This window comes from Nibrella saemangeumensis (assembly GCF_039541915.1).
In the GTDB taxonomy this organism is placed as follows: domain Bacteria; phylum Bacteroidota; class Bacteroidia; order Cytophagales; family Spirosomataceae; genus Nibrella; species Nibrella saemangeumensis.
In genome coordinates this window covers 113,439-140,246 of sequence record NZ_BAABHD010000024.1, presented here as the reverse complement: position 1 = coordinate 140,246, position 26,808 = coordinate 113,439, and the positions used below count along the sequence as shown (strand labels likewise).

Below are 26,808 nucleotides of genomic sequence, written 5' to 3'. Positions count from 1 at the left end.
CAAAACTAGCTGCATTTGGACAATGTCCAAACCAAAAGATGGGTACAAAGGAAAAAATCGTGGTTAAAGCGTTAGAAATGTTCAATGAACGGGGCATTGAGTATGTTGGACTGCGGGAACTGGCTGCCGTGTTGGGTATGCGGGTCAGTAACATCACCTACTATTTTCCCACCAAAGATGACCTGGTGTACGCGATAGCGCAGGAGCTCAGCCGCAGTAATGCCGCCGTCATAGTCGAGCGGGACAGGCTGACAATGAGGTCTTTTCTGGAGATGATGCACCAGGTGTTTCAGAATCATGTGACCTTTCGGTGTCTGCTGCTGAGTGTGGTTCACCTGATGGCGCAGAACAAATACATGGCAGCCGCCTATCAGCAAACGCAGAACGTTCGGAACGCCACCATGCGGGCCAATCTGGAGATACTCAGAGCGTCGGGCTATTTAACGATTCAGGAGGAAGGCGAACTCAGCTTTCTGGTATCCGCCCTTTCGCTGATCAGCCGGTTCTGGATATCGGAAGCTGCCGTATCATTTCGTGAGATGAGCACTGAAGAGCAGATAGATCACTACTTAACGCTGGTTACTAACCTGCTGCGGCCCTACTGCTCCTCAAAAGCCAAAAAAGAGATGCAGGAATTCCTTTCCGATTTGCAGTCGAAGGTTCTCTCACATCAGGAGGGTGCAGGTAAGCAGGGCTAGCTCAATCGGCTGCTGCGCAGACAGCAAACATGAGTCATCCCGAATTTTATGAGGCCCTAAACGGCCATTTCGATGCTGATGTTACCGAGCCTGAGAACAGCTCCGGAGGGGCAAAACATCGGTAGCTAACCATAGCCTAAAGCTAAAGCCCCAGCGGGGCGTAACCGGGTGTGTTACGCCCCGCTGGGGCTTTGATGTTGTCAGACGCATGTCATGTCCGTTCTACCGATATGGCACCCCTCCGGGGCTGTTTACCCAAAAATTCGGGATGACTCATGGTTGCATTGGTTCGTATGCTCTACGCGTTTTTCCATTTGATACCACAGCCGATGGCGCGGGCGGAAGGCGTGGTGACAGGCTTACCCGCCAGGAGTTCGTTCACGGCACTCTCCACGTATTTCTTCTCCGCTGCGGCTGCATCGTACTGATTGTTATCAATGGCCCCAATGTAGGCTACCCGGAACTGACTGCCTTCGCGCTTAACCACAAACACATGCGGAGTGTTGCTGGCCCCAAAGGCCTGCGTTACGCTTTGGCTTTCGTCGTACAGGTACGGAAACGAATACTTCCGGCTCTGGGAACGCTGCTTCATGGCCTCGAACGAATCGCCCGGTGAGCGTTGCACGTCATTGGGCTGAATAGCAACCACGGGATAGCCCTTGGCGGCAAACTGCTCATCCAGTTTCATGATCCGGCTTTCGTAGGCCTTGGCCACCGGGCAGGTATTGCAGGTAAACACAATGATGTATCCCTTCGCCTGCTGGTTATCGCTGAGCGAAACGGTTGTGCCGTCCACATTCTTCAGTTTAAAATCCTGCACCACATCGCCTACCTTGTACCCACCCGCGACCGCATAATCGCGGTCGGCCATCCTGGTATTCATGAGGGCTACCGAGAGCAGAACGGCAGACGCCAATAGGCTGCCCAACGCCAATAGTTTAAACTTTTTCATAAGCGATTACAGTTTGTATTGGTTGATTATGGATTGAAGTTCTCCGTCTTTCAGGGCCTTCCCGATAAACCGCCGGACTTTACGTTTGCGGTTCAGCACCAGGGTCATCGGCAACGCCCCCGACCATTCCGGTACCAACCTGTCCACCCAGGTGTTCAGGTCTGGTTCGTTCAGCAGCACAACCGGGGTCTGCAGTTTCCGGGCCCGAACAAACGGTACCACTTTTGATGTCAGGGTGGCTTTGTTGTCCATGCTTACCAGCAGCACCCGTACCGGTTTGGTGGCGTAGGTTTTATGCAGGGTTTCAAACTGCGGTAACTCCTGCACGCAGGGACCACACCAGGTCGCCCAGAAATTTACCACGTACAGCGTGTCGTTCGACCGGTTGATCTGCCGGCTTAGCTGCTCAAAACTGATGACGGGCACCGACTGCGCCTGCACGGGCAATGCACCGGCTAAACTAACTAAGAGTAAGCTTTGAAAGACCGTTTTGAATCGCATGGTGATGGTGTGTGGATAGTAAGGAATGACAGTGAGGTTGAGGCTGTTCAGGATATAAATTTCTGAACAGCCTCAGCCTATGTAACGGCTACGCCAGTGATTTACGTGCCTCGCGGTCCGGATCATTTACCAGTAACGGCGCATCGTCCAGGATCATGGTTTCTCCGTTTTGCTTGGTATACGGTTTCCAGGCAGGTAAACCGCCCCCGTTGGGGTTGCCGGTCCGGGCGAAATTAATAAACGACTTCGCCATCTTTTCCGACAGCGCCCGTGGCCGTTTGCCCCCGCCGGTATGGGTCAGCATCAGGTCGGTATTGTAGAACCAGAAGCAGATATCATCGCAGTGGAAGGCCCGCATCCGGCCGTCGAACAGGGGCGGCTGCCAGCCGAACCAGGCTACGTACACGGGAGCTTTCTGCTGCGAGGCTTTCGCGTCGGCGGCTGCCACGGCGTTCTTCCGGTTAGACATGACCAACGCCCAGATCTCGATCGGACGCGCTTTCGGGAAGTTCCTGGCGTACGCATCCACAATGTCGCCGGATTTTTCGCCGAAGCGGGGTTTGATCCGTTCTTTTACTTCGGCCAGCGAAATAGTCTCCAGCGCAGCATCGGTCCGGCTGGGGCTCTACTCATGGAATGTCGAACAGATCATCATCGGTATGTCGGCCGAGAAATGACTGGGATTACTGAAAAAGGCACCATCGTTCAGCGTTACGCCGTCGGCCACGGGTGAGTAGCCGCCACGCACGAGGTTGAGCCGTTTGGCTTCGTCGGCCATTTTCTCCACGGCCCGGTTGGCAATGTCGATATACTGCCGCCAGGGTATCTGCTGAAGCCTGTCGATGTCACCCGGCTTCAGGCCGGCCTCCTCCATCACCTTCAATCCTAATTTTTCGGAATACTCCTTGTTTACCCCGGCCAGTGAACTACCACTCAGCGCGACAGCTTTATGAAAGAGTCCTTTCGCGGAGGGCATATTCATCAGCGTGGTCACTTTAGCTCCGCCACCCGACTGGCCAATGATGGTCACGTTGTTCGGGTCTCCGCCGAAGCTGGCAATGTTGTTTTTGACCCATTCCAGGGCGGCCACCATATCCAGGTTACCCACGTTGCCCGACGCGGCATGTCCGCCGGCGGCTTTCAGGTTGGTATAGCCCAGCGCGCCGAGCCGGTGGTTAAGCGAACAGAACACAACATTGCCCAGACGGGCCAGGTTTTCGCCATGGTAGCCGTCCTGTTCAATACCATTGCCGTTAACGAAACCACCGCCGTGCAGCCAGACCACCACCGGACGTTTCTGGTTATCCAGGGCCGGGGTCCAGACGTTCAGCTTCAGACAGTCTTCCGATACATCGTCGTAGTTCCAGTGGTCGACAAACGAAGCGTACGGATTGGCGTACCGCTTTTCCATGATCTGCGGAGCTGAGTTACCCCACCAGAGGGCCGGACGCACATCGGTCCAGGGCGTGGGTTTCTGCGGGGGCATAAAGCGGTTCTTGCCGGAGGTATCGGCCCCGTAGGGAATACCCAGAAACTGATGGACACCCCGCAGGATAAACCCTCTGACCTTGCCGTATTCGGTATTGGCAATGGCAATGTTGTCGCCGACAAACAAAATCTGGTCGTCGGCCGATGGTTTGGCCGCCTTCGGCGGTTGCGCACCCGTGGCAATTGCTTGCTGAGAAATACCCAGACTGGCTGCGCCCACACCCAGTGATTGCAGAAAATTACGTCGCGATGGTTTCATGCATTGATTTTGTTAAAGGTAGAGAAACATACAGACCGTGCTCCCGGTACACGGTACATCTTTGGTAGAAAGCTGTTTCCCCCAGCAAACTAATTTCTTTGATGGGAAAACCTTATCCAAAACAATCTGGTCGAATGGCGAAAAACGAGGGGCAGGTGCCGGGTTTTGCCGGGTAAATGGTATCAACATCGTCGGGCGGGCCTTATTTGTCACTGAGCGATGGTTGCAATTGGCCGATGAGCGCCTGCCGATGCGCTCCGACATGTTAGTTGAGCGCGGCCAACGCTGCTTTTCCGTCGGCGCTGATGGCGACGATGTAGATGTGCTCATCCGGCGTTTTATGAATCCGGACAAACCCCATCTTTCGTAAGGCGTCACATCGTAACCGGCACAGCGGCAGGTGGATGCCAGTCTTTCGCACGATTTCATCTAATGAAAGAAACTCCTGCTCGCTGAAGCAATTTAGAATTAAAAAGTCAGTGCGTGACATAGTGCCTAAATGAGCGTTAAGAACCTTATTTGAGGGGGTGCCTTTATACCCGGTACCGTTTCAGGTTCAGCAGCAGAGCCGGTAACAGAATCAGGTTGGTCAGGCAGGCCATCAGGATGGTGCTTGCGACCAGCACACCCAAGGCGGCCGTACCGCCAAACGACGACAGCGCGAACACACTGAAACCACCCGCCAGAATCAGCGCGGTATAGATCAGACTGGGTCCGGTTTCGTAGATAGCCTTTGTCACAGCCTCCTGGGGTTCCAGACCAGCCTGGAGCCACCGCCGGTAACTGGTCAGGTAGTACACTGTGCCGTCGGAGGCTAAGCCAAAGGCGATACTGAAAATGAGGATGGTCGACGGTTTGAAAGCAATATCGGTATAGCCCATCAGGCCCGCCGTAACCACCAGCGGAATCAGGCAGGGCAGTTTGGACAGCAAAATGATGGGGATCGACCGGAACAGGATCATCCCCACCAGGGCGATCAGCAAAATGGCGATCAGCAGACTTTCGTACAGATTGCCCATCAGGTAATCGTTGCTCTTCAGAAATACCAGGCTGTGGCCCGTCAGGCTAACGCGCATATCGGTTCCGCTGAAGAGTGAGTCCAGCCGGGGCTGTACATGGGCTAACACCTGCCGGAGCCGGATGGAGCCCACATCGGCCATTTGATAACTCACCCTGGCGATCTGCCGGCTACTGTCCACCAACGACTGGGCCAGCGTTGACTGTCTGGTGTTCAACGGCGTAGTGCCGACCATCTTCTGCAATTCCAGCGCAGGTGGTAAAACATAGTACCGGGAATCGCCCCCGCGGTAGGTCTGGTAGGCAAACCGTACCGCATCGACCAGCGACCGGGGTTTCGAAAACTCCGGATAATCGTCCATGATCCGCTCCAGGGCCCTGATTTTGTAAAGGGACTGCGCGGTTCCGGCAAAGACGCCGTTGGGTTGCCCGGTGTCAATCGTCAATTCCAGTGGCAAGGCGCCCTTAAACTGCTGCTCAAAAAAGCGCAGGTCGGTATACACCGGGTCGTTTTTGGGCAGGTCATCCACAATGTAGCCTTCCACCCGGATTCGCAGCATACCCAGCGCACTCACCAGGGTAATGAGGGCGATGGAGCCGTAAATGAGTCCCCGCCGGCTGCTCACCCAGCCGGCAATTCGGGTTAGCAGTTGCTGCCAGGGCCCTTCCTGCACCGTTGCCAGCGAATGGGTCGCTGGCAACGGCAGATAACTCAGCAGAACAGGAACCATAACCAGGCAAATGGCATAAACAGCCATAACGCAGATAGCAGCTACTACGCCAAATTCCATCAGCAGCCGGCTGTTGGTGAAGTAAAACACCCCGAACCCGATAGCGGTGGTTACATTGGCCAGCAGCGATGACAGACCAATCTGCCGGACCATTACCTCCAGCGCCCGGCGCTGCTGCCCGTGCGAAGCCAGTTCTTCGTGGTACTTGTTAACCAGAAATACGCAGTTGGGGACTCCCACCACCAGCAGCAGGGGGGGCAGCAGACCGGTCAGCAGCGTTATCTCATAGCCGAGCAGGGCCAGTGTCCCCACGCTTACGCATACGCCCATGCCAACTACGGTCATCGACAGGGCCACCACCCGCATCGAGCGGAACAAGAGTCCCACTATCAGGCCGGTTACGGCGGCTGCCAGCCCAAGGAACCGCTTCATTTCGCCGGAAACTTTCTTCATCACCTCCGTGCGGATGGACGGCAGGCCTGAATAGTGGAGCGGTATACCCGTTGCCTGCGAAAAGGCTTGACCGTGCTGCCGGATGGTTTCTACCATGGCAATACGCTGCCGGGAATTGAGGCTCTTCTCGTCGAAGGAGATAGCCATCAGGGTCGCTTTCGTCTTGGGGTTATACAGTAGTCCCTGGTAAAAAGGCAGGGCCAGTGTCCGGTCACGAAGACTGTCGACTTCCGCCTGTGACCGGGGCCGGTGGTTCAGCAGGGGACATACCTGCCAGCCGGTATCGAGTCGCTCCAGGGTATAGATCCGCGTGCTGGACAGCACATCTTTCACCCCCGGCAATTGCCGGACCTGTTCGGTCATGTCGTACCAGTGCTGGTAAACGGGCAGATCGTACCAGCGGTTATCCTGCCAGCCGATGACCATCAGGGTGCCATCGGCCCCGAAGCGCTGCTTAAACTGTTCATACTGCTGCTGCGTGGTATCGGACATGGGTAAAACGCGGGCAATCTGGTAGGATAACTGAAGCCGGGTAGCCCCCATGTAGGCCATTACGGCGGTAAGCGTAAGAAGGATTGCCAGCAGTAAACGCCGGTAAGAAAGCAGGAATTGGGTAAGGGCAGACCACATACCGATCGGAAATAAAACGTAGGTGAGGACCGACACCACAGGTATCGGAAGCCAGTAAACAACAGCAGGTACCCGGCCGGAACTCAACCGAGGAAAATACAGAAGAAGCGAGCAGGACGTGAAGGAATCGCGTCAGGGCGCGTTGATGGCAATCTGATGCTCAAAGAGCAACCGCAGAAACGCCAGTGAACCGCAGGAACCTGGACGGAGAAAAACCGGCTGGCGCAAAAAAACCTGACAGATAGCAACCAGTAAAACGGGCAGATAAGCCGTAGAAGGAGTCAGGTTGGCACCGGCCTGAATACCCAGCAGCGCAGACGGCTGCTGAAGATGCGTCTGCGTCGCAGACCGGGTGTGGTGCAGGGACCTGGCCGACAGGTAGGATTGCCGCGACCGCTCCAAGTAACGTTGGGCCTGTGCAGCCTCCATTGGCCAAAGCACCAGCAGGAAAGCTACTAGCAGACCCCATGACCAGTTTACAGAGCGTTGTATGTGCAGCAGGCTACGGTTCATACGAATAAGCAAACTTCGGACATTTTCCGTAGAAGCGCAATGTTACCCCACCGGTTTGCCGATGAGACTACGCTCCGGTCAGGCATTCGGGCCTGACAGAGTAGTCATTTGGCAACAGGAACCGCTACGTCGCAAAAAATGCAAACAAATTCTCAATACAGACAAGGATATACGCTGTAAAGTGCAATATTTTTGTAAAATAGCTCAATGTGCCCAGTTGCGTTTTGCAGAATTTAGTAACGATTGAGGCAAGCAAAGGATGGCCTCACGCAGGCTTCGGCTTAACCTCGATGAAAAAGCTCCCTATGTGTATGAAACGATTAATACTTACCTGCCTGGCTGGTCTGCTGATTATTGGACACGTATTGGCTGGTGTTGCCCTGGAAAACCTGAAGGTAGACTACCAGAAAACGCCACTCGGTATGGATATTCCTACCCCGCATTTCTCCTGGCAGATGAAGGCGCTGGACAATCAGCGCGGATACGCCCAGCAGGCCTACCGGCTCGTGGTGACCGATCCAAAGAACCAGGTGGTCTGGGATACCCAAAAAATCAATTCCGGCGTTGCGCACGGTATCCAATATGCGGGCAGTGTCCTGCAGCCGACCACCCGCTATACGTGGAAACTGACGGTTTGGGATAATCAGGGGAAAGTAAACACCGCTTCCTCGTGGTTTGAAACCGGGTTGATGAATTCTTCTGTTTCGGCCTGGTCCGGCGCTACCTGGATTGGCGGCAGTGACGAGGATCTGGTACTGTATGCCCACTACCTTTCGGTATTTAAATTCCAGTACGGCATTCAGCTCGACAAAGGGACCAACAGCACCAAAGCGTCCTTTGTCTTCGGGGCTAATGACCGGCGGCTGATGAACAAAAACCTGAACCTGATGGGCCGGGAGAACGGCCCAAATCAGGGGTACATCGCGCTGGAGCTAGACATTGCCAACGTGAGCGAAGCACCCGAAGGCCTCGCCAAACTGACCATCTATCGGGTCGGCTACACCAAAGACGACAAGGCGGATGTTCCCTTAAAAAGCTTCGACATTCCCCAGACTCTGATCAACAGCGCGAATAAATACCAGAAGCATAATCTGTTTGTTGAGTGCAACTTCGGCCTTTTTGAGTTTTTTGTCGACGGCAACCAGGATAGCAACCGGCTGAAGGATAAAAATGCCCCGTCGGCCCAATCTCGGTTCGCTCCCCGTGGCTTTAATCTCAATCCGGTCGGCAGCGGCAATAACTACATCAGCTTTCCGATGCTGGCCGATATTGGCTTCAGCGTACCGCAAAACCAGGTAGCTTATTTCTCGGATGTCGTCGTCAAAAACTACCGGTTCCCGTCCAATCCGTTATTCACCGAAAATCTGGCCAGACCTGGTTATCAGAGTATCTTCAAGTCTCCTCATCTTACCGTTTCCAACGGACAGTACGTTGTGACAGGGGGAGCGCTGATTACCGCCGACCCGAGCCGGAATGCCGCCCCTATGCTCCGGTCGGTTTTTACGACGCAGGCTAAGCCCATCGCCAAAGCGCGGCTGTACGTTACTGCTCGCGGTATTTACGAAATGTACCTCAACGGCAGCCGTGTCAGCAATGACTACTTTAACCCCGGTCTGACCCAGTACAACAAAAACCATATGTACCAGACCTACGACGTAACGGGTGCCGTTAAACAAGGACAGCGCAACGCGATTGGGGCCTGGCTGAGTGAGGGCTGGTGGAGTGGTAATATTACGTATAGCGGAGAGAGTTGGAACTACTTCGGCGACCGGCAGTCGCTCCTGAGCAAGCTCGTTATTACCTACGCTGATGGAACGGAGCAGACGGTGGTCTCCAACCCTGCGGAGTGGAAGGTGTTCACCGATGGACCCATCCGCTACGGCTCGTTTTTCCAGGGCGAAGTGTATGACGCCACCAAAGAAGATAAGGTGAACGGCTGGTCGCTGGCCAGCTACAACGATAGCGGCTGGAAACCGGCGGTGGCCGTGCCGCTGGAGGGTACCGCCTACCTGGGCACGTTCACTGACCCTATGAGCCGCACCAGCACCTTTGACTATAAAGACTTTAAACTCGTTGGGCAGATGGGGGATAATCCCACCATTGTGAAGACCCTGACCGCCCGGGAGGTAGAAACCATACGTCCCGGTGTATTCGTGTACGATATGGGCCAGAATATGGTGGGCGTTCCGCAGATTCAGATCAAAAACGGCAAAAAAGGTCAGCTCATAACGATGCGCTATGCTGAGGTCAAATACCCGAACCTGCCCGACTACAAAGGCAATGAGGGTATGGTGATGATGGAAAACATCCGGGCCGCCCTCACGCAGGATCTGTATAGGCTGAAAGGGGGAGACGAGGTAATTCAGCCCCGCTTTACCTTTCACGGCTACCGGTATCTCGAAGTAACAGGCCTGGACCAGGCAATTCCGGCCGGCGATGTCAAAGGATTGGTGATCAGTTCTATATCGGATCTGGCGTCGGGCTACGAGACCTCAAATGAACTGGTTAATAAGCTGTGGCAGAATATTACCTGGTCGCTGCGGAGCAATTTCCTGTCGATCCCGACCGATACCCCCGCCCGCAACGAACGCATGGGCTGGAGTGGCGACATCTCGGTATTCTCGAAAAGTGCTACTTACCTCACCGATGCCGATCTGTTTTTACGGAGGCACCTCCTGGCCATGCGGGATGTACAGGCTGAGACCGGCCGGTTTACCGACGTAGCACCTATGGGGGGCGGCTTCGGCGGTACGCTGTGGGGCAGCGCCGGCATTGTGGTGGCCTGGGAAACCTACCGGCAATACGGCGATGTGCAGGTCCTAAGGGAACACTACGACGCCATGAAGCGGTACATCCAGTTTCTGGAGAGCAAAGTTGAGAAAGAGACCGGCATTCTGAACGAAGGGCCCCTGGGTGACTGGTTGAGCCCGGAAAACAACAAAAACGACAACACCCTTTTCTGGATGGCTTACTATTATTACGACTTAGGGATCATGAGCAAGGTTGCTGCCCTGCTGGGTAAAACTGATGATGCCAGCCAGTTCAGCAAGCGCCAGCAGGAAATCAAAACCGCCTTCAATACCATCTATGTGGACAAAAGCACATACCGGACGGTGAAGTCCGGCGTAAAAACAGGCTTTATGGGACCACCGAATGCGCAGCAGGGAGAGCAGAAATCCGATAAGGGGCAGCTGATTGACACGCAGGCTTCGTACGCGATTCCGCTGGCTTTGGGAGTCTTCAATGAAGACAACAAACCCTTTGCTGTGAAATACCTGAACGAAGCGATTCAGCGGAAGAACAAAGACGATGGCGGTGTGGAACGGCCTGAATATTCGCTGATGACAGGTTTCATCGGTACGGCGTCCATCAGCGATGCCCTTTCCGAGAATGGTAACCATGCCCTGGCATACCGGCTGTTGCAGCAGAAGGAGTATCCGTCCTGGTTGTATTCGGTCGTCAACGGCGCCACTTCCATCTGGGAGCGGCTCAATTCGTATACCGTCGAGAATGGTTTTGGCGGTAACAATAGCATGAACTCCTTCAACCACTATTCGTTCGGGGCTGTCGCTGCGTGGATGTATACTTACTCGCTGGGGATTCAGCGGCATCCGCAGGTAGCCGGGTTCAAAGAATTTGTTTTGAAACCCACCCCGGACCCCGACGGGAAAATTACCTTTGCCAAAGGACACTACGATTCGGTTTACGGCCGTATCAACAGCGAGTGGCGGAAAACGGGCAATACCTGGACCTACAAAACCACCGTTCCCGCCAACACCACCGCTACGCTCTACCTGCCGGCCAACAGCCTCGCTCAGGTGAAGGAAAGCGGCAAATCCATCGCGCAATGGAAAGGCGCAAAGCAGGAGAATGGCCAGGTAGTGCTGCCGCTCGGCTCGGGTACTTACGTGTTTGACATCAGAAATTAATAGCCTTGTTCCATCAATGATACACCCACGGGTAACTTCAAAACTTACAGGTCTGCTCCTTGCCTTATCTCTGCTTGGACAGGCGCAGCCTAACCCATCGCTCAGAGCGGGCTTTCAGCGCCCACCCAATGCGGCCAAACCACGCGTGTGGTGGCACTGGATGAACGGCAACATCACCAAAAACGGTATTCAGAAGGACCTCGAATGGATGAACCGCGTCGGCATCGGGGGTTTTCAGAACTTCGACGCCAGCCTGTTTACGCCCTTGGTCGTGCCGAAAAAGCTGGTGTTTATGACACCCGAGTGGAAAGACGCCTTTAAATTTACCACCGACCTGGCCCAGAAACTACAACTCGAAATGGCCATCGCCGGCTCCCCCGGCTGGAGCGTAACGGGTGGCCCCTGGGTGCAACCGCAGGACGGCATGAAAAAATACGTCTGGACCGAAACCCGCGTTACGGGTGGACAGGCTTTTACCGGTAAACTGCCGCAACCACCGGCTACGACGGGCGATTTCCAGCATGTCTCCCTACCAAAATCATCGATGCTGGGTGGGGCAACGGGGGAGTTGCCAACCTACTACCAGGATGCGCTGGTCATCGCTTATCGCCTGCCTGCCCAAGATAAATTCTTCACCGAATTTAAGCCTAAAGTCACGGCCAGTGGCGGTACGTTTAGCCTCGCTGAGTTAACTGACGGTGACCTGACCAACGCCAAATACCTGCCGCCCCAGCCGGTAGGTGAAGACATGTGGATTCAGTACGCGTTCGATACGCCACAGACCTTCAAAGCCTTTTCGATTGTGGGTGCGAACCATACCCCGTTGGAACAATTCAACGGTGGTCCGGAGAACCGGGCGCTTAAGGTCAGCGACGATGGTGTTACCTTCCGGGAAGTAGTTACCATTCCGGGTAGTATCGTGGCCCAGAATACGATGAGCATTCCGCCAACGACCGCCAAATTTTTCCGATTTACGTTCAAAACCTTACCGGGTCAAGCCAATATGTTTGCCGCTATGGCGGGGGGGAGGCCCGAACCGCCCAAACCGGAGGGCGTTAACGTGGCTGAACTGGTCCTGCACAATACCGACCGCATCAACCTCTTTGAGGACAAGGCCGGTTTTAATCCCTGGAAAGAGACAGGCGAATTACCGGTCGTAGCCAATGCCGATGTAATCCCTACCGAGGATGTGATTGATTTAACAGCAAAGATGAGTGCGGATGGTAGTCTGTCGTGGACTCCACCGGCCGGTAACTGGATTGTTGTGCGGATGGGCTATTCGCTGACGGGCCGCCAGAACCACCCGGCCTCTCCCGAAGCCACCGGCCTGGAGGTCGATAAACTCGACAAAGATGCCGTAAAGCGCTACATCAATACATACCTCGACATGTACAAAGATGCCACCGGCGGACAGATGGGAGCCAAAGGATTGCAGTACATGGTACTGGACAGCTACGAAGCCGGCCACATGACCTGGACCAAAGCCCTGCCTGAGGAGTTTGCCAAACGCCGTGGGTACGATCTGAAGCCATGGATTCCCGTACTGACTGGACGGGTGGTACGCAGTACCGAAGCCAGCGAGAAGTTTCTGTGGGATTTTCGCAAAACCATCGGTGAACTCATCGCCGAAAACCACTACGATGTTATTGGCGACGCCCTGCACCAGCGCGGCATGAAGCGTTATACCGAATCGCACGAAAATAAGCGCATTTACCTGGCCGACGGCATGGATGTAAAACGCCACGCCGATATTCCGATGTCGGCCATGTGGACGCCGGGCAGTCTGGCCGGTGGCGGTGACGAGGAAGTCAGAAGCAAAGCCGACATCCGGGAGTCGGCGTCGGTGGCGCATATATACGGGCAGAACCTGGTTGCGGCTGAGTCGATGACCGCCATCGGCAATGCCTTTAGCTGGCATCCCGAAAAGCTGAAGCGCACCGCCGATATGGAAATGGCGTCGGGTTTGAACCGTTTTGTGATTCACACCTCCGTACACCAGCCGCTGGATGATAAAAAGCCGGGCTTTTCGCTAGGCCCTTTCGGGCAATATTTCACCCGCCAGGAAACCTGGGCCGAACAGGCCAAACCCTGGATGGATTACCTGGGCCGCAGTTCCCACCTGTTACAGCAGGGCCGGTTCGTGGCCGATGTGCTGTATTACTACGGCGAGAATACCAATATTACCAGTGCCTTTGCTACCAGACTCCCAAGTATTCCGGGCTACGAGTACGATTTTGTCAACGCATCGGCGCTGCTGAATGTGGTGCAGGTAAAGAATGGTAAACTGGTAACGCCGAGCGGCATGTCGTACAGCGTGCTGGTGCTGGATGAAACGGCGAAGCTGATGACCTTGCCCGTGCTGAAGAAAATCCGGGATCTGGTTAAAGCTGGTGCCAGAGTAACCGGTACCAGGCCGGAGAAGTCACCGAGTCTGAGCGATAACCCGGCCGAGTTTACCGCGCTCGTGACCGAAATCTGGAGCAATCCGAACGTATCGGCTAACAAGTCGCCCGTTGAGGTGCTGAAGTCGGTCAACGTGCCGGAAGACGTGATTATCCGCAACAATAAGGCCGAGGTGCTGTATGTGCATCGCCAGACCGGCAACGAAGATATCTACTGGCTCAACAGCCGGAGCGAAAACCCTAATGATGCGGAAGTCAGCTTCCGGATGATGGGCAAAGTACCCGAACTGTGGAATCCCCAGACCGGTGCTGTTGAGAAGGTATCGTACCAGATTAAAGACGGCCGTACCACAGTGCCGCTCCATTTCGAATCCTGGGATGCGTATTTCATCGTCTTCCGCGACCAGGCAACCACAACCTCCTACACCAAGCCGGCAGTAGCGGTAACTCCTGTGGTAACCATTTCGTCGCCGTGGACGGTAAATTTTGGCCAGAAGGATGATGCTGCCCGCAGCGTAACCTTCAATAAACTGACGTCGTGGTCAGACCATACCGATGCCGACATTAAGTATTTCTCCGGCACGGCTGCGTACAACACGACGTTTACCCTCCCCACGGTGGTAAAAGGTGGTCGCTATGAACTGGATTTGGGCGACGTGAAAAATCTGGCCGAAGTACTGGTGAACGGTAAGAATGTGGGAATCGCCTGGAAAAAGCCGTTCCGGCTCGACATTACGGATGCCGTGAAAGCTGGTGCCAACTCGCTGGAGGTACGCGTAACCAACCTCTGGGTAAACCGGCTGATTGGCGATGCCCAACCCGATGTCAAACAAAAAACGACGTTCACCACCATGCCGTTCTACCAGGCCAATGCCCCCCTGTTGCCGTCGGGTCTGCTAAGCGAGGTAAGTATACTGCTGAAAAAGTAGTAGACATCTGTGTTTCGGGCGTTTCCCGGCTGGATGCGTGTTACCCGCAGGCGTTTATTGTCGAGCGGGTCGGCTTGCTGATTCGACCAGTTTTCGAACAGCGGCCGGTGAACCGGCATTAAACTTGAGTCCTGTTTTAAACGGATGATCCATGGTTGGTGTCTATAAGGGGTAGATAAACAAACCGTCATGAAACGCATCCTCTTTTTAACCCTCATCAGCCTGGGTAGTTGGCCGGCACTGGCTCAATCCGACCATGAGCAGCGCGTACAGGCTTCGCTGCAGCAGGCCACCGTTTTTCTGAACCGCGCTCAACTTACGGCTCAGGCACGGGCCACCCTGGAGGCCGGTACCACCCGTCTGATTATCGACAATGCGGCTGCCCAGACCGATCCGCAGAGCATTCAGGTCAGTGGCAAGGGCGATGCCGTGATTCAGGGCGTTCAGTTCCGGACCAACTTTCTGACGAAGGTATCTAAACCGGCTGCCTTACAGCGGCTGGAGGATTCACTGCGTACCGCCCGGCAGACGTTTGAAACTCTTACCCTGGAACTGGAGGTGCTGGAGAACGAAAAACGGCTGGTACTCGCCAACCAGAAGGTAGGCGGAGACAAGGGCGCTACCGTAAAGGAGGTGGTTGATATGGCCGATTTTTACCGGAAACGGCTGACCGAGATCGGCCAGAAAATGCTGGTGGTGCAGCGCCAGCTCCGGGAGCAGAAACAGCGCGTAGACCGGCTGGAAGGGCAAGTGAACGAGCAGAATGCCCGGCGTAACCGGCCGGTGGGGGAGATTGAAGTAACCCTGACGGCCCGCACCCGCACGGTCGTTGACCTAAACCTGAGCTATGTCGTCGCCGGAGCCGGGTGGTCGCCCGTCTACGACATCCGGGTAAAAAACACCAAAAGTCCGGCTTCCATTGCTTACCGAGCCTATGTTTATCAGAATACCGGCTTCGACTGGGAGAATGTGCGGCTGTCACTCTCCACTGCCAATCCGGCGCTATCCGGCACCCAACCGGATTTGGGTACGCAGTACGTGAGTTTTTACGAGCCCCGGCCCGTGCCCATGCAGCGCGCCTATTCAAAGGCCATGGCCGGTGGAGCCACCGATGCCAGTGAGACTGCGGTAGTGGCCCAAGCGGCTGCGGCTCCTACGGTCGATCTGGCCAATACGGCTCAGTTCACCCAGGTAGAGGACCAACCGCTCAATGTTAGTTTTAATATCTCCATTCCCTACTCCATTCTGACCAACAGCCGCCCGCAACTGGTGGATATTCAGACGAGTGAAATACCAGCCAGGTACCGCTACTCCGCCAGTCCGAAAGTCGATACCGACGCGTTTCTGGTGGCGGTGCTGTCGGGCTGGGAAAAACTGAATTTATTAAACGGTGTGGCGCGGGTATATTTTGAAGGAACCTACGTGGGCGAATCTCAGTTAAACCTTCGTCAGGCTAATGCGGCTACCAGTCAGGGCGATTCGCTGGTGCTGTCGCTGGGACGCGACAAGCGGATTCTGGTGCAGCGGGAAAAGATGACCGATTTCAGCAGCCGTAAGACCCTGGGTAGCAACGTCCGTGATACTTACGGCTACCGCATTACGGTACGCAACACCAAAAATGAACCGGTGCAGTTGACTCTGTACGACCAGATTCCGGTCTCGACCGACAGCCGCATTGAGGTATCGCTGGAGGATGCCGGTGGGGCGGTTCATCATGCGGAAACGGGGCGGCTGACGTGGAATCTGATGCTGCAACCCAACGAAAGCCGGACGCTGACGTTCCGCTACGAGGTGAAATACCCCAAAGGCAGAACGCTGACCAATGCCGAATAACCACCGTACCGAACTATACTCGTGCTCACTACCTTCGTTAACCGCGCCATCACCTATTTTGGGCGGGGTCTGCTTTTTGTGGCTCCAATCGGGCTGACCATCTACGTCTTCTACGGCATTTTCGAGTGGGCCGACAGCCTGAATCCGTCGGACATACCGGGCATTGGCCTGCTCATAATGCTGGGTATTATATTCGGCGTCGGGGTGCTGGTATCTACCATCATCCCGAACTCCTTTCTGACTCTGTTCGAAGGGTCCATCAAACACCTGCCGCTGGTTCGGCTGATTTATTTTTCGCTGAAAGACCTGATCTCGTCCTTTGTGGGCGACAAGAAGAAGTTTAATCAGCCCGTGCTGGTGCTGGTCAATCCGCAGGCGGAGCTGAGCAAACTCGGGTTTATTACCCAGACTGACCTGAGTCACCTGCACATTAAGGATGCGGTGGCAGTGTACATGCCGCATTCCTACGCTTTCTCGGGCGAGCTGTTTATAGTGCCGGTCGCCAATGTGAAGTTGCTGAATGCCTCCAGCACCGATGTCATGAAAATGATCGTTTCGGGTGGCGTTTCAACAAAAAGTTAACGAAAATGGTATTGTATTCAAGAGGAAGCTGTTGATTAACCGACGCGTTGGCGAGGTCACGGCATTCCTGGGCCCATAAACCATTCGTGACTATGAAACCATGGCTTTTCTTCCTGCTGTTTACCAGTCTGACCTGGTCTGTACAGGCCCAGACTATATCACCCGACCCGACCGGCTCACGGTCGCTGAGCCAGAATCCTAAGTATGCGGTTTTGATGCGGCCGGGCCGCTATCTGGCGCTCGATGCCAACAACATGGTCCGCTTTCGCCGGTACCGGTTTTTTGAGGGAGACGAAATTCGCTTCAAGTCCCGGGTTGATGGCACCAAGTACGAGGCTCCCCTGTACGTTGTAACAGACTCCACATTCAGTATTATCATACCGAACGAGATTATGAACCGGCAGGAGCCGCTCTCGTTCCGGCTCGGCGACGTACAGAAGGTGTATATCGACCGCCAGATTCCCTGGGTCACCGCGGGCTCGTTTATTCTCCCGTTGGCGGGGGTAGTCTTCGCCATTGCCGATTACGTCAATCCTAAATCGCTCGACGGGCGTTCGGGCCGGTTTATTTTCGACAGCCGGTCACTGGTTCCCGCCGGAGCCCTGATCGGAGCCGGAGCCATTTGCTACAAACTGAGCTTCCCCCGCTACCGTATCAACAAAAACAACCGCCTTCGCGTGCTACGTACACTTTAGCGTTAAAAGTTAAGAATTAAGAGTTGGGCTGGCGCACGCTTTTATAATTCTCAACTCTTAATTCTTAACTCTTAACTCCAACGTGTAGCTTTGCGGGATGAATGCAGTCTACCTCACCCCGCCAATTGGTCCCGTACGGGCCACTATTCCGTTAGCTTCCTCCAAAAGCGAAAGCAACCGGGCGCTGATTATTGATGCGCTGACGGATTTTCGCTGTGATCTTCATAATCTCTCGACCGCCCGCGACACGCAGACGATGATCCGCCTGCTGCGGTCGGAAGACGCCGTGGCTGATGTAATTGATGCCGGCACGACCATGCGGTTTCTGACGGCTTACTTCGCCGTAACCGGGAAGCACAAGACGCTGACCGGTACGCCCCGCATGTGTGAGCGGCCCATTGGTATTCTGGTTGACGCCCTGCACCTGCTGGGAGCCGATATTGAGTACCTGCAACATGAAGGATATCCGCCCCTCGTCACCAAAGGGTTCGGGTATAGCGGTACCAACCGGGTGTCTATCCAGGGGGGGGTGAGTAGCCAGTATATCTCGGCACTGCTGATGATTGCGCCTATGCTCCCCAACGGCATTGTACTGGAACTGACCGGCGACATTGGTTCGCGGCCGTACATTGAAATGACTCTTCAGCAGATGGCCTATTTTGGGGTGGAAGCCGAAACTGACTGGACCAATAAAACCATTACGGTGCCCGCTAAAGCCTATGAGCCGAAATCGTACCGTATCGAGTCCGACTGGTCGGGGGCCAGCTACTGGTACAGTGTGGTTGCGCTGGCCGATGAAGCTGAGGTAGAACTGCTGGGGCTGAAAGAAAAATCACTACAGGGCGATAGCGCTATTGCCCACATCATGCGGCCGCTGGGCGTCGAAAGCACCTTCACCGACACGGGGGTACGCCTGACCAAAATACCGGCTAAGGAATCGCTGGCGGTCGATTTTACCGATTGTCCGGACCTGGCGCAGACGGTAGCCGTTTGCTGCGCCGTGAAAGGTACTGCGCTGACGCTGACGGGGATCGAAAGCCTGAAGATCAAAGAAACTAACCGCGTGGCAGCCCTTCAGGCGGAGCTCCAGAAGATCGGTGCCGTACTGGTCGAAGCCGAAGCCAATCACCGTTACGAGGTCCGCCCGATGGATATTCCGGCTTCGGCGACGGGAAACGCCCGCATCCACACCTACGACGACCACCGCATGGCGATGGCGTTTGCCCCGGTGGCTATGCAACGGGGCCTGTTCATCGAAGAACCTAATGTCGTTGCCAAGTCCTACCCATCGTTCTGGGATGATTTTGCAAGGGTAGCGGGCGTTCGTTTGACAACGGATAGTTAAGATTGTTTCAGGTTCAAGGTTTCAGGTTTCAAGGTAGTGGCACAGCGGCCTGCTGGCTGGCTTTACTAAGAACATGAAACCTTGAACCTGAAACTATTTCGTAAACCGTCACTTCATTTTCACTTTCCGTCACCGGCTACCCGGCGATTTCGGCTGACCTTTGTTGTGTTCAACCCGCAAAACAACATCGGTCATGAAAACCATCCTGCAACTCGAAGAACTCGCCCAATTCCTTGTCTCCATTGTTCTGTTCAGTCAACTGCCATTTGCCTGGTGGTGGTTTCCTGCGCTGATCCTGCTGCCGGACATCGGTATGCTGGGGTATCTGGTTAATCCGCGTCTGGGCGCTTATCTATACAACCTCTTTCATCATAAGGGGATTGCCCTGCTGGTGGGCGTTATGGGTCTGCTGATGCAGCAGCCGGGGGTGATGCTGGCGGGTGTGATCTTGCTTGGCCACGCAGCTATGGACCGGACGATGGGCTATGGACTGAAATACACCACCAGCTTCAAACAGACCCACCTCGGCACATTGAATTAAGTCAGGCTAACCTTCACCGTAAACCAATTACCATGACTACGCAACCAAACATTCTTGTCCTGGGCGCTACCGGCAGCATCGGATACGCCGTTACCACCAATCTCCTGGCTCGTCAGTTGCCCGTCACCATACTGGTTCGCAATCGGTTGAAGGCAGAGGCACTTTTCCCCAATGCGCCCACGCTTACCATTGTTGAGGGCGATGTGCAGGATGCTAACACGCTGAGGCAGATAGCCGCCGGCAAGCAGTTTATTTTTCACGGCATCAATTACCCCTACGACCAGTGGTTTGCGCATATGGAACCCGCTACCCGCAACGTCATCGACGCTGCCCGACAGAACCGGGCCACTATCGTTTTTCCCGGTAACGTCTACAATTACGGTAATGCCAACGAGCCGATCCGCGAAGACAGCCGGCCCGTGCCGAACAGCCGGAAAGGCGCCTTGCGGGTGGCACTGGAGGATCTGCTGGCCAGGGCCGCTCAGGATGGTGCCTGTCGGGTGCTGACGGTCCGGCTGCCTGACTTCTGGGGGCCAAACGTGCTGAACGAAGGTGTAAAGCCCGTGTTTGAAGGGGCCTTGCAGGGAAAGGCGTTACCGTGGCTGCTCAACGCTGACATCCCGCATCAGTTTGTGTACACCCCCGACGCGGCCGAGATCATTGTGCGGCTGATGCTGCGTGGTAACCAGCAGCCTTATGAACGCTGGAACTACGGTGGCGAAGTAGTTCCCTCAGTGCGTTGGCTCTTTGGCCAGATTGCCGCGCTGACAGGCCAGCAGCTGAAGATTAAGGTATATCCAAAATGGCTGTTTTTCGTGCTGGGGCTCTTTGTGCCGATGATGCGCGAACTCAAGGAAATGTTTTACCTCTACGAGAACAGCGTGATCCTGGATGATAACAAGATTCGTCAGCTCTTTCCTGACTTCAGCGAGACGCCCCTTGACCAGGCGCTGACGGATACCTTAACCTGGTTCGCCAGACACCAGCTAAAGCAGGAATTTACCCCCGTCATCAGGCCGACTGAAGGAACGTCTGCTGCCGATAGGCACCGGGTGTCGAGCCCATCCATTTCTTGAACGACCGGAAGAAGACGCTCGGTTCGGAGTAGCCCAGCAGGTACGCAATGTCGGTGGTGCTGAGGTACGGTTCGCGCAAGTGCTTGACGGCAAGGTCACGACGTACCTCATCCAGTAGCTGCTGGTAAGTAACGCCTTCGTCTTTCAGGTGGAGTTGCAGCGTACGTACGCCCATGGCCAGGCGGTCGGCTACAATGGCCAGCGTTGGTTCTTCGCCTTTCAGTAAAGAGACAATTTCCTGCTTGACACGGGCTGCGAGCGTGGGGGTACGGAGTTTTTCCAGCAGTTCGTCGGCGTGCCGTTCGAAGAGCGGGAAGAGATTCGGATTGGCATTCAGTACGGGTGTGTTGAGCCAGTGGGCATCCAGCACCAGAACGGTTTCGGGCGCATCGAAAGAGAGCCTGGCCGGCGCTAATACCCGCTCATGTTCGCTTGTATCCAGCGGCCGGGGGTAAGCAAAGCGGATCTCTTTGGCTGTAACGGCTTGCCCCGTCAAGGCCCGCATCGCCGACAGGTAAATAGAAACCTCCGAATTCAGCGCGTGTTCGGGAAAAATAATGTCGTCGCTGATGATGCGCAACGTCAGGTGGTAATCATCGCCAACCCGCTGACCGGTCGTTACAATACCTTCGCAGACAATATCCTGATATTGGCACAACTTCTCAAACGCTTTCTCCAGGGTAGGGCAGTGCATCATCACATACGCCAGTATACCGACCGATACCGGATTGATGATGGTGCCCATGTGCAGCGACAGATACGGGTCACCGGTAGCGGCAATGGCTTCTTTCCAGAGCGCCTGAATCTGCCGGATCGGAATTCGTCCGTCGGGGTGCTTCAGCTGCGCCGGATCGACCCCCACGGCCTGAATCAGGGCTTCGGGATTGGCCCCGCGCTGCTGAGCCGTGTAGAGAAGCAGGTTAAACGAGCCTGCCGAGAGTGTGTCATTCGTTGCCATGCCTGATTCGTTAATGCAGTTCACGAAAATACGCAGCTGAACGCAATAACCGGCTGCCGTACCAACTGAAAAGCTCTCCATCCACCAGCATCACCCGTGCCGACGGACACCACTGCTGTAACTCAGCTATATGTTTTTTCCGGAACGGATACGGCTCCGACGACAGCAAGATTAGTTCCGGCTGGCTGGCTTGTAGGTCCTGTTCCGTGATTTCGGGGTAGCGGCTCCGGTGGGCAAACACATTTTGAAAGCCAGCTGCCAGGAGCATGGAGTGGATAAAGGTATCGGCGGCCGCCCCCATCCAGGGGTTGCGCCAGATGAAGTAGGCCGTGCGGAGCCGGGGCGCAAGGGGCAGTATCCCGGTGAATCTATGTTCTATTTCATCGGCTATCGTTTGGGCTTCCTGTTCTTTAGCCACCAGTTCACCAACTGTCCGGATCATGATTAAGGCATCGGTGAGGGTGACTACGTCGGTGATATGAACAGGGTAGTGGCGCTGTAGCTCTTCAATCTGGTCACGGGTATTTTCTTCCCTGTTGGCGATAATGAGGTCGGGCTGAAGGGCGTGGATACGATCCAGGTGCAGGGTTTTGGTGCCACCCACAATGGTTTTCAGGCTGACTTTAGCTTTTGGATGGATGCAGAACTTAGTCAGACCGACAATCTCCTCGTCCAGACCTAAATCAAAAAGCAGTTCTGTTTGGGAAGGAACCAGGGAGACAATGCGTTGTGGCGGCATAAATTAGGTATTATCTGGAATTAACATTATTTTACCTCTAACTGAGCAAATCCTGTTCCCGCTTTATGAAATTACTACCGCTGTCGTTTATATTACTTTTCCTGCCCCACCCAGGTCTATGGGCGCAGGACGCCAGGATAATCCGTGTAAAAGCCGGAGCCGACGCCAGAAAGGTTATTCCGGTTCCGGAACGCTACCGCTATGCCAACTTCCAGCCCGGTACGGTTGCCTTTTACAACGGTTCCACCGCGAAGGCAACGTTAAACTATAGCGTTCTGCTGGGCGAAATGCATTTTATTGACCCGACAGGAGATACCTTATCGCTGGCTAATGAGCAAACCATCAAACGAATTGACGTCGGTAGCGATGTATTCTATTATGATCCAAAGAGTGGCTTTCTGGAGGTAGTGGCCGATTATAGCCCGATGAAGCTGGCGATAAAACGGGAGATGAAAATTGTGGCCGGTGAACGCGAAGGAGGCTATAACCAATCGTCGGGCGCTTCGGCGATCCGAACGTACAAGTCACTGGCAACGGCCAACGGACAGGTGCAGCGGCTGGAAGTTAAAGGGGATATGCTACTGACCAAAGACGAAGCTTATTTTCTGATCGACGGTAATAATCAGGCGTTTAGGGCAGATAAGTCGGGTATCCAGAAAGCTTTTCCGAAGCACAGGAAAGAAATAGACGCATACCTGAAAGCGCATGATCTGAATCTTCGGCAGGAGCAGGACCTGAAGCAACTGCTGCAATTCTGCCGGGAACTGGCCTGAACAAAGAAGGGTCGGTGTGAACCGACCCTTCCGGAAAATTACAGAATATACGTCATCTGCGACAGCTCGTTGAGGTTGTTGAACCGTAACGTTCGGTGCTGCCGACCAGAACGGGATTTAGCGGTAACGGGCGCACTGGTAGCGACCTTGCTTTTGCCCCGGCAAAAGAATAATTTTTTGAGTGCTGCTTTCATAGTGTGGAGTGGTTGGCTTCTGTGAGTTCTAACCCAATATTGGGGCATAAGTTCCGCTGCTGAACCATTTTTGTTCATAAACGGACTTAAATTGTGTAAGCGGTCTGATTCTACCGGCTGATGCCTGGATTTTCTGGTGCAAATTGGCCCGGTGACCCCGGCCGGCTGTTGGATTACTGACAACGACCGCTTACCTTTTCAGCAAAATCAGACTCTTATGAAAATCCTTATTCCTTTACTACCCCTTTCGGTACTGGCATTCGGTGCGGTGGCCCAGTCCGCCGTTCCGTCGCCCGAAGCCCAGATCAAAGCGGCCGTGCTGGCTGCCCCCGCCGACAAACGCGATGGCGCTATGGTGTACGGCTACAATGCCGGCAAAGAATTTGTGGTCTTGCGAAAAGGCACCAACGAGATGGTTTGCCTCACCGACGACCCGGACAAGAAAGGCCTGAGCGTATCGTGCTACCACCGCGATCTGGATCCGTTTATGAAGCGAGGACGTGACCTCCAGAAACAGGGCAAAACGGCGCAGGAGATTATGGATATGCGTGAGAAAGAAGTAAAGGCCGGTACGCTGAAAATGCCTAAGCAGCCCTCAACCCTGTTCGCCTATTCGGCCAAAGACGGTGATTTCGATACGGCCACCGGCGAGGTGAAAGACGGCTATCTCCGCTACGTGGTGTATATTCCGTACGCTACCGCCGAAAGTACGGGTCTGCCCCTGAAGCCTGAATCGCCGGGTATGCCCTGGATTATGGACCCCGGTACGCACCGCGCCCACATCATGATTAATCCGCCCCCGCCCACCAAAAATTAAGCCCGAAAGAAAAGCCCCGGCAGTTGCTGCCGGGGCTTTTTAATTGTATTCAGAAGGTCGTTTTATCTTACGCAGCAGTCTTGCTAAGGACAGGCTCTGGCTGGCGAATCATATAGTCGCCGTCTTCGCACATAAACCATACCTTCGTCTGGATCAGGTAGGTTTCTACATCAATCTGCTTCAAACTACCTGAGCGGTCCAGCTCCGCGTAGTAGTCAAATTTGAAAGGAGTAGCATCCAGGCCAAAATACTTCTCCAGGTCGGCTATCGTCTCAATAAGCAACGAACTTTGCCGGGCTTTAAAAAATCTGATCTTCATGTTACGATAGGTAAAAGTATTAGCGCAAATATAGTAGTATGCAAACATACTTTTCACTTTTGTAACAAAAAATATAACTATTTTCGCAAAATGCTGATTGACTGATGTTTATACATGTATTGTCAGGCGATGAGTTTGTATCCCACGCCCCGAACGTTCAGAATCTGCACATTGGGGTCATCTCTGAGGTAGCGACGCAGCCGCGTAATGAATACATCCAGGCTGCGGCCGTTGAAAAAACTATCGTCACCCCATAGATCCAATAGGACTAAACTACGTTCCAGCACTTGGTTGCGGTGTTCATACAGCCGTTTCAGCAATTCGGCTTCACGGTGGGAGAGCAGCTCTTCGTGGCCGTTCAGGGCAAGTTTCTGCTTCGTATAATCAAAGTGGTACTTGCCAATGGTGAGTTTTTCCGGGTCTGCTGATCGGAGAGGATGGTTGCGGTTCAGCAGGGCTTTGATGCGGACGATAAGTTCGTCCATGCTGAAGGGCTTTTTCAGGTAATCGTTGCCGCCCAGTTCAAAGCCCTTTACGACATCAGCCGGCTGGGAGCGGGCCGTCAGGAAGATGATGGGCACATACGGATCGTCCTCGCGGATGCGCTCGGCCAGCGAAAAGCCGTCCAGTTTTGGCATCATCACGTCGGCGACCACGACATCCGGCTTATTTGCCCGGAACAGGGCCAGCCCTTCTTCGCCGTCAACGGCATAAGTTACCGTAAAGCCGCGCACCTCCAGACTGTCCCGGACAATCATGCCCAGGGCTACTTCATCCTCAATTAGTAATATAGTTGCCATTGCGTTATATAGAGGAAGAGTGAAGCGGATTAAGATTAACCCGAAATTTCTTAATACCGACTACGCCATCACCACCCAGTTCGGGAATCAACAGAATGAATTCACTGCCCATTCCCGGCTCGCTGACCACCTCAACCTGACCGCCATGTTTCTCCACGACCTGCCGGACATAAGAGAGCCCCAGGCCAAAGCCTTTTACCGGATGGAGATTGCCGGTAGGAACGCGGAAGAACCGATCGAAGATGGCCTCCTGGTACGCCCTGGGAATCCCGATGCCGTTGTCTTTGATCAACAGCCGCCAGATCTTATCCTGCTTTCCGCTGCTGATCCGAATCGTTACCGACTCTCCGGAATACTTGATGGCGTTGTCGATCAGGTTATTGATGGCGTTAGTGAGGTGGAAGCGGTCGAGTCGGACGGGTTCTTCATCCGGCTGCATATCAACCTCAAACTGAATGGCCTTAGTGGCTTTTAGCTGATAGTTACTGATAATTGGATTGATGAGCTCCGACGGTTTTATCCATTCCGGATTCAGCACCATGTCTTTTTTCTCCTCTACCGCCATGTTCAGGACTTTTTCGACGAGGTCCGACAGGCGTTGCAGTTCGTTGCGCGAAATGGTGAGGTATTTCTCAGTACGCTGCGGATCGTTGAGGGCCCCAAAATGCTGCATGGCTTCTACGGCCGCCGACACGGTGGCAATGGGTGTTTTCAGCTCATGCGTCATGTTGTTGATGAAGTCGTTCTTGATTTCCGACAGCTTTTTCTGCCTGATAATGGTCGACAACATGAACAGGAAACAGCCGGTGGTCAGCACCAGCAGCAGCACCGAGCTACCCAGCAGCCAGCCCATCTTTCGCAGGATATACGAGGTTGGCGTTTTGAACCACGCCTGCAAAAACTGGCCCTGCACCGGGTTCACCGGCACCGGGGGCGTATTGATCGCGAATCCTTCCCGTGCCTGACCGGTGAACCGAACGCGCTGAGCTGGTCCCGGCTGAGCCGCAATATGAAGGGTGTCCAGCAAAAAATCGGCGTCTACCTCCCGAAGCCGTAACTCCGCCCGGTACGTAGAATCCATTTTGGCCATATTAAACGGCCGGTTCTCCGCCCAGTTGTAGATCAGCATTTTCGATATTTTGCGGGCCAGCGTATCGGCCGGGAGCGTTTCTTCCGCTTTTTCGCCGGGTTTTCGTCGGAAGGAGTACACCATAACATTGGACCGGTCTTCTTCCAGGCGCATCCGCACGGTGTCGCGGCTTTCAGAAACCAGGATGCGGTCGGGATCGCCGGTTTCCGACTCGAAACGCCGGTATATGACACGCTGCGGGGCTTTTCCATTGGGAGCTTTGGTCCGGAAAAGCTGTTGGGCATCGGCCAGCTGGCGTTTCTGCAAGGCATCGAAGAGAGCGTCGCGAACCGTCCGGCTGAACTGCTGGATGTTAAGCTGGTACGTTGTGTAGAGCCAGTATCCCTGAAACAGATTGATACCCAGAATACAGAGGGTCATCAGCAGGAATATGGAGCGAATGCGCTTTTTCATTGGTCACGCCCTTCAGTAGCGGGCCTTTTTACAAAACTAACGACAGCGCTCTGGCTTTGTATCCGGCGTTAACACTGTTTAACACAAAATA

At 54.5% G+C, this 26,808-nt stretch carries 23 protein-coding genes and 1 pseudogene; 12 read left to right on the top strand and 12 right to left on the bottom strand.

The window, feature by feature from the left end; translation table 11 throughout:
• Positions 1-38: 38 nt before the first annotated feature.
• Positions 39-698, top strand: coding sequence for a TetR/AcrR family transcriptional regulator (locus tag ABD949_RS10570; RefSeq protein WP_345243257.1), 660 nt, complete (start codon positions 39-41; stop codon positions 696-698).
• 298 nt (positions 699-996) lie between these two features.
• Here the strand turns inward: ABD949_RS10570 and ABD949_RS10565 are convergent, their stop codons facing one another.
• The 3 genes and pseudogenes from ABD949_RS10565 to ABD949_RS10555 form a co-directional block, all read right to left on the bottom strand.
• Complete coding sequence (locus ABD949_RS10565; RefSeq protein ID WP_345243255.1) at positions 997-1,650, bottom strand: thioredoxin family protein; 654 nt, start codon at positions 1,648-1,650, stop codon at positions 997-999.
• Between the two features lie 6 nt (positions 1,651-1,656).
• Positions 1,657-2,151, bottom strand: coding sequence for a TlpA disulfide reductase family protein (locus ABD949_RS10560; protein WP_345243253.1), 495 nt, complete (start codon positions 2,149-2,151; stop codon positions 1,657-1,659).
• An 88-nt stretch (positions 2,152-2,239) separates the two neighbouring features.
• Positions 2,240-3,898: pseudogene (locus tag ABD949_RS10555) on the bottom strand (carboxylesterase/lipase family protein).
• 37 nt (positions 3,899-3,935) lie between these two features.
• On the opposite strand from ABD949_RS10555, the gene ABD949_RS10550 reads away from it, so the two are divergent.
• Entirely contained in the window at positions 3,936-4,268 is a 333-nt protein-coding gene (locus ABD949_RS10550; protein WP_345243251.1) for a hypothetical protein, read from the top strand.
• Here the strand turns inward: ABD949_RS10550 and ABD949_RS30785 are convergent.
• The 3 genes from ABD949_RS30785 to ABD949_RS10540 form a co-directional block, all read right to left on the bottom strand.
• Positions 4,164-4,388: a winged helix-turn-helix domain-containing protein gene (locus ABD949_RS30785; protein WP_425576740.1), complete on the bottom strand. Its 225-nt coding sequence runs from the start codon at positions 4,386-4,388 to the stop codon at positions 4,164-4,166. The genes ABD949_RS10550 and ABD949_RS30785 overlap by 105 nt on opposite strands.
• Positions 4,389-4,431: 43 nt before the next feature.
• Positions 4,432-6,729, bottom strand: a complete 2,298-nt coding sequence (locus tag ABD949_RS10545) for an efflux RND transporter permease subunit (protein WP_345243249.1) — start codon at positions 6,727-6,729, stop codon at positions 4,432-4,434.
• A gap of 132 nt (positions 6,730-6,861) precedes the next feature.
• Positions 6,862-7,242, bottom strand: a complete 381-nt coding sequence (locus tag ABD949_RS10540; RefSeq protein ID WP_345243247.1) for a hypothetical protein — start codon at positions 7,240-7,242, stop codon at positions 6,862-6,864.
• A gap of 311 nt (positions 7,243-7,553) precedes the next feature.
• Between ABD949_RS10540 and ABD949_RS10535 the strand changes: the two genes are divergently transcribed.
• The 8 genes from ABD949_RS10535 (at position 7,554) to ABD949_RS10500 (ending at position 20,574) form a co-directional block, all read left to right on the top strand.
• Entirely contained in the window at positions 7,554-11,171 is a 3,618-nt protein-coding gene (locus tag ABD949_RS10535) for a family 78 glycoside hydrolase catalytic domain (protein ID WP_345243245.1), read from the top strand.
• Positions 11,172-11,187: 16 nt separating this feature from the next.
• Positions 11,188-14,502, top strand: a complete 3,315-nt coding sequence (locus ABD949_RS10530) for a glycosyl hydrolase (protein WP_345243243.1) — start codon at positions 11,188-11,190, stop codon at positions 14,500-14,502.
• A 189-nt stretch (positions 14,503-14,691) separates the two neighbouring features.
• A complete protein-coding gene (locus tag ABD949_RS10525) occupies positions 14,692-16,335 on the top strand; it encodes a mucoidy inhibitor MuiA family protein (protein WP_345243241.1) in 1,644 nt (547 codons plus the stop codon).
• Positions 16,336-16,356: 21 nt separating this feature from the next.
• Positions 16,357-16,917, top strand: a complete 561-nt coding sequence (locus ABD949_RS10520) for a DUF502 domain-containing protein (protein ID WP_345243239.1) — start codon at positions 16,357-16,359, stop codon at positions 16,915-16,917.
• Between the two features lie 92 nt (positions 16,918-17,009).
• Positions 17,010-17,612, top strand: a complete 603-nt coding sequence (locus ABD949_RS10515; protein WP_345243237.1) for a hypothetical protein — start codon at positions 17,010-17,012, stop codon at positions 17,610-17,612.
• A gap of 97 nt (positions 17,613-17,709) precedes the next feature.
• Complete coding sequence (locus ABD949_RS10510; protein WP_345243235.1) at positions 17,710-18,957, top strand: 3-phosphoshikimate 1-carboxyvinyltransferase; 1,248 nt, start codon at positions 17,710-17,712, stop codon at positions 18,955-18,957.
• 193 nt (positions 18,958-19,150) lie between these two features.
• Positions 19,151-19,498: a DUF4260 domain-containing protein gene (locus tag ABD949_RS10505; protein ID WP_345243233.1), complete on the top strand. Its 348-nt coding sequence runs from the start codon at positions 19,151-19,153 to the stop codon at positions 19,496-19,498.
• A 32-nt stretch (positions 19,499-19,530) separates the two neighbouring features.
• Positions 19,531-20,574: an NAD-dependent epimerase/dehydratase family protein gene (locus tag ABD949_RS10500; protein WP_345243231.1), complete on the top strand. Its 1,044-nt coding sequence runs from the start codon at positions 19,531-19,533 to the stop codon at positions 20,572-20,574.
• Here ABD949_RS10500 and ABD949_RS10495 read toward each other — a convergent pair.
• Together ABD949_RS10495 and ABD949_RS10490 are read right to left on the bottom strand one after the other, a co-directional pair.
• Entirely contained in the window at positions 20,510-21,532 is a 1,023-nt protein-coding gene (locus tag ABD949_RS10495) for an AraC family transcriptional regulator (protein WP_345243229.1), read from the bottom strand. The two genes, ABD949_RS10500 and ABD949_RS10495, sit on opposite strands and share 65 nt — an antisense overlap.
• A 10-nt stretch (positions 21,533-21,542) precedes the next feature.
• Positions 21,543-22,271 (bottom strand): helical backbone metal receptor, encoded by a 729-nt coding sequence (locus tag ABD949_RS10490; protein ID WP_345243227.1) that lies wholly within the window; start codon positions 22,269-22,271, stop codon positions 21,543-21,545.
• A gap of 65 nt (positions 22,272-22,336) precedes the next feature.
• On the opposite strand from ABD949_RS10490, the gene ABD949_RS10485 reads away from it, so the two are divergent.
• Positions 22,337-23,044 carry a hypothetical protein gene (locus tag ABD949_RS10485; protein ID WP_345243225.1) on the top strand — a complete coding sequence of 236 codons (708 nt, stop codon included), beginning with the start codon at positions 22,337-22,339 and terminating at the stop codon, positions 23,042-23,044.
• A gap of 38 nt (positions 23,045-23,082) precedes the next feature.
• Here ABD949_RS10485 and ABD949_RS10480 read toward each other — a convergent pair whose 3' ends face one another.
• A complete protein-coding gene (locus tag ABD949_RS10480) occupies positions 23,083-23,238 on the bottom strand; it encodes a hypothetical protein (protein ID WP_345243223.1) in 156 nt (51 codons plus the stop codon).
• A 217-nt stretch (positions 23,239-23,455) separates the two neighbouring features.
• On the opposite strand from ABD949_RS10480, the gene ABD949_RS10475 reads away from it, so the two are divergent.
• The gene (locus tag ABD949_RS10475; RefSeq protein WP_345243221.1) at positions 23,456-24,055 is read left to right on the top strand and encodes a hypothetical protein; all 600 of its coding nucleotides are present in this window, start codon (positions 23,456-23,458) and stop codon (positions 24,053-24,055) included.
• A gap of 67 nt (positions 24,056-24,122) precedes the next feature.
• Here ABD949_RS10475 and ABD949_RS10470 read toward each other — a convergent pair whose 3' ends face one another.
• The 3 genes from ABD949_RS10470 to ABD949_RS10460 all read right to left on the bottom strand — a co-directional run bounded on the left by ABD949_RS10470 (position 24,123) and on the right by ABD949_RS10460 (position 26,717).
• Entirely contained in the window at positions 24,123-24,374 is a 252-nt protein-coding gene (locus ABD949_RS10470) for a hypothetical protein (RefSeq protein ID WP_345243219.1), read from the bottom strand.
• A gap of 122 nt (positions 24,375-24,496) precedes the next feature.
• Entirely contained in the window at positions 24,497-25,174 is a 678-nt protein-coding gene (locus ABD949_RS10465; protein WP_345243217.1) for a response regulator transcription factor, read from the bottom strand.
• A 4-nt stretch (positions 25,175-25,178) separates the two neighbouring features.
• Positions 25,179-26,717: a sensor histidine kinase gene (locus ABD949_RS10460; RefSeq protein ID WP_345243215.1), complete on the bottom strand. Its 1,539-nt coding sequence runs from the start codon at positions 26,715-26,717 to the stop codon at positions 25,179-25,181.
• Positions 26,718-26,808 lie beyond the last annotated feature (91 nt).

Excerpts from the sequence above, each read along its gene's own strand:
- ABD949_RS10570 (WP_345243257.1), top strand. The coding sequence starts at position 39 with ATGGGTACAAAGGAAAAAATCGTGGTTAAAGCGTTAGAAATGTTCAAT.
- ABD949_RS10565 (WP_345243255.1), bottom strand. The coding sequence starts at position 1,650 with ATGAAAAAGTTTAAACTATTGGCGTTGGGCAGCCTATTGGCGTCTGCC.
- ABD949_RS10560 (WP_345243253.1), bottom strand. The coding sequence starts at position 2,151 with ATGCGATTCAAAACGGTCTTTCAAAGCTTACTCTTAGTTAGTTTAGCC.
- ABD949_RS30785 (WP_425576740.1), bottom strand. The coding sequence starts at position 4,388 with ATGTCACGCACTGACTTTTTAATTCTAAATTGCTTCAGCGAGCAGGAG.
- ABD949_RS10545 (WP_345243249.1), bottom strand. The coding sequence starts at position 6,729 with ATGTGGTCTGCCCTTACCCAATTCCTGCTTTCTTACCGGCGTTTACTG.
- ABD949_RS10540 (WP_345243247.1), bottom strand. The coding sequence starts at position 7,242 with ATGAACCGTAGCCTGCTGCACATACAACGCTCTGTAAACTGGTCATGG.
- ABD949_RS10535 (WP_345243245.1), top strand. The coding sequence starts at position 7,554 with ATGAAACGATTAATACTTACCTGCCTGGCTGGTCTGCTGATTATTGGA.
- ABD949_RS10530 (WP_345243243.1), top strand. The coding sequence starts at position 11,188 with ATGATACACCCACGGGTAACTTCAAAACTTACAGGTCTGCTCCTTGCC.
- ABD949_RS10525 (WP_345243241.1), top strand. The coding sequence starts at position 14,692 with ATGAAACGCATCCTCTTTTTAACCCTCATCAGCCTGGGTAGTTGGCCG.
- ABD949_RS10515 (WP_345243237.1), top strand. The coding sequence starts at position 17,010 with ATGAAACCATGGCTTTTCTTCCTGCTGTTTACCAGTCTGACCTGGTCT.
- ABD949_RS10510 (WP_345243235.1), top strand. The coding sequence starts at position 17,710 with ATGAATGCAGTCTACCTCACCCCGCCAATTGGTCCCGTACGGGCCACT.
- ABD949_RS10505 (WP_345243233.1), top strand. The coding sequence starts at position 19,151 with ATGAAAACCATCCTGCAACTCGAAGAACTCGCCCAATTCCTTGTCTCC.
- ABD949_RS10500 (WP_345243231.1), top strand. The coding sequence starts at position 19,531 with ATGACTACGCAACCAAACATTCTTGTCCTGGGCGCTACCGGCAGCATC.
- ABD949_RS10495 (WP_345243229.1), bottom strand. The coding sequence starts at position 21,532 with ATGGCAACGAATGACACACTCTCGGCAGGCTCGTTTAACCTGCTTCTC.
- ABD949_RS10490 (WP_345243227.1), bottom strand. The coding sequence starts at position 22,271 with ATGCCGCCACAACGCATTGTCTCCCTGGTTCCTTCCCAAACAGAACTG.
- ABD949_RS10485 (WP_345243225.1), top strand. The coding sequence starts at position 22,337 with ATGAAATTACTACCGCTGTCGTTTATATTACTTTTCCTGCCCCACCCA.
- ABD949_RS10480 (WP_345243223.1), bottom strand. The coding sequence starts at position 23,238 with ATGAAAGCAGCACTCAAAAAATTATTCTTTTGCCGGGGCAAAAGCAAG.
- ABD949_RS10475 (WP_345243221.1), top strand. The coding sequence starts at position 23,456 with ATGAAAATCCTTATTCCTTTACTACCCCTTTCGGTACTGGCATTCGGT.
- ABD949_RS10470 (WP_345243219.1), bottom strand. The coding sequence starts at position 24,374 with ATGAAGATCAGATTTTTTAAAGCCCGGCAAAGTTCGTTGCTTATTGAG.
- ABD949_RS10465 (WP_345243217.1), bottom strand. The coding sequence starts at position 25,174 with ATGGCAACTATATTACTAATTGAGGATGAAGTAGCCCTGGGCATGATT.
- ABD949_RS10460 (WP_345243215.1), bottom strand. The coding sequence starts at position 26,717 with ATGAAAAAGCGCATTCGCTCCATATTCCTGCTGATGACCCTCTGTATT.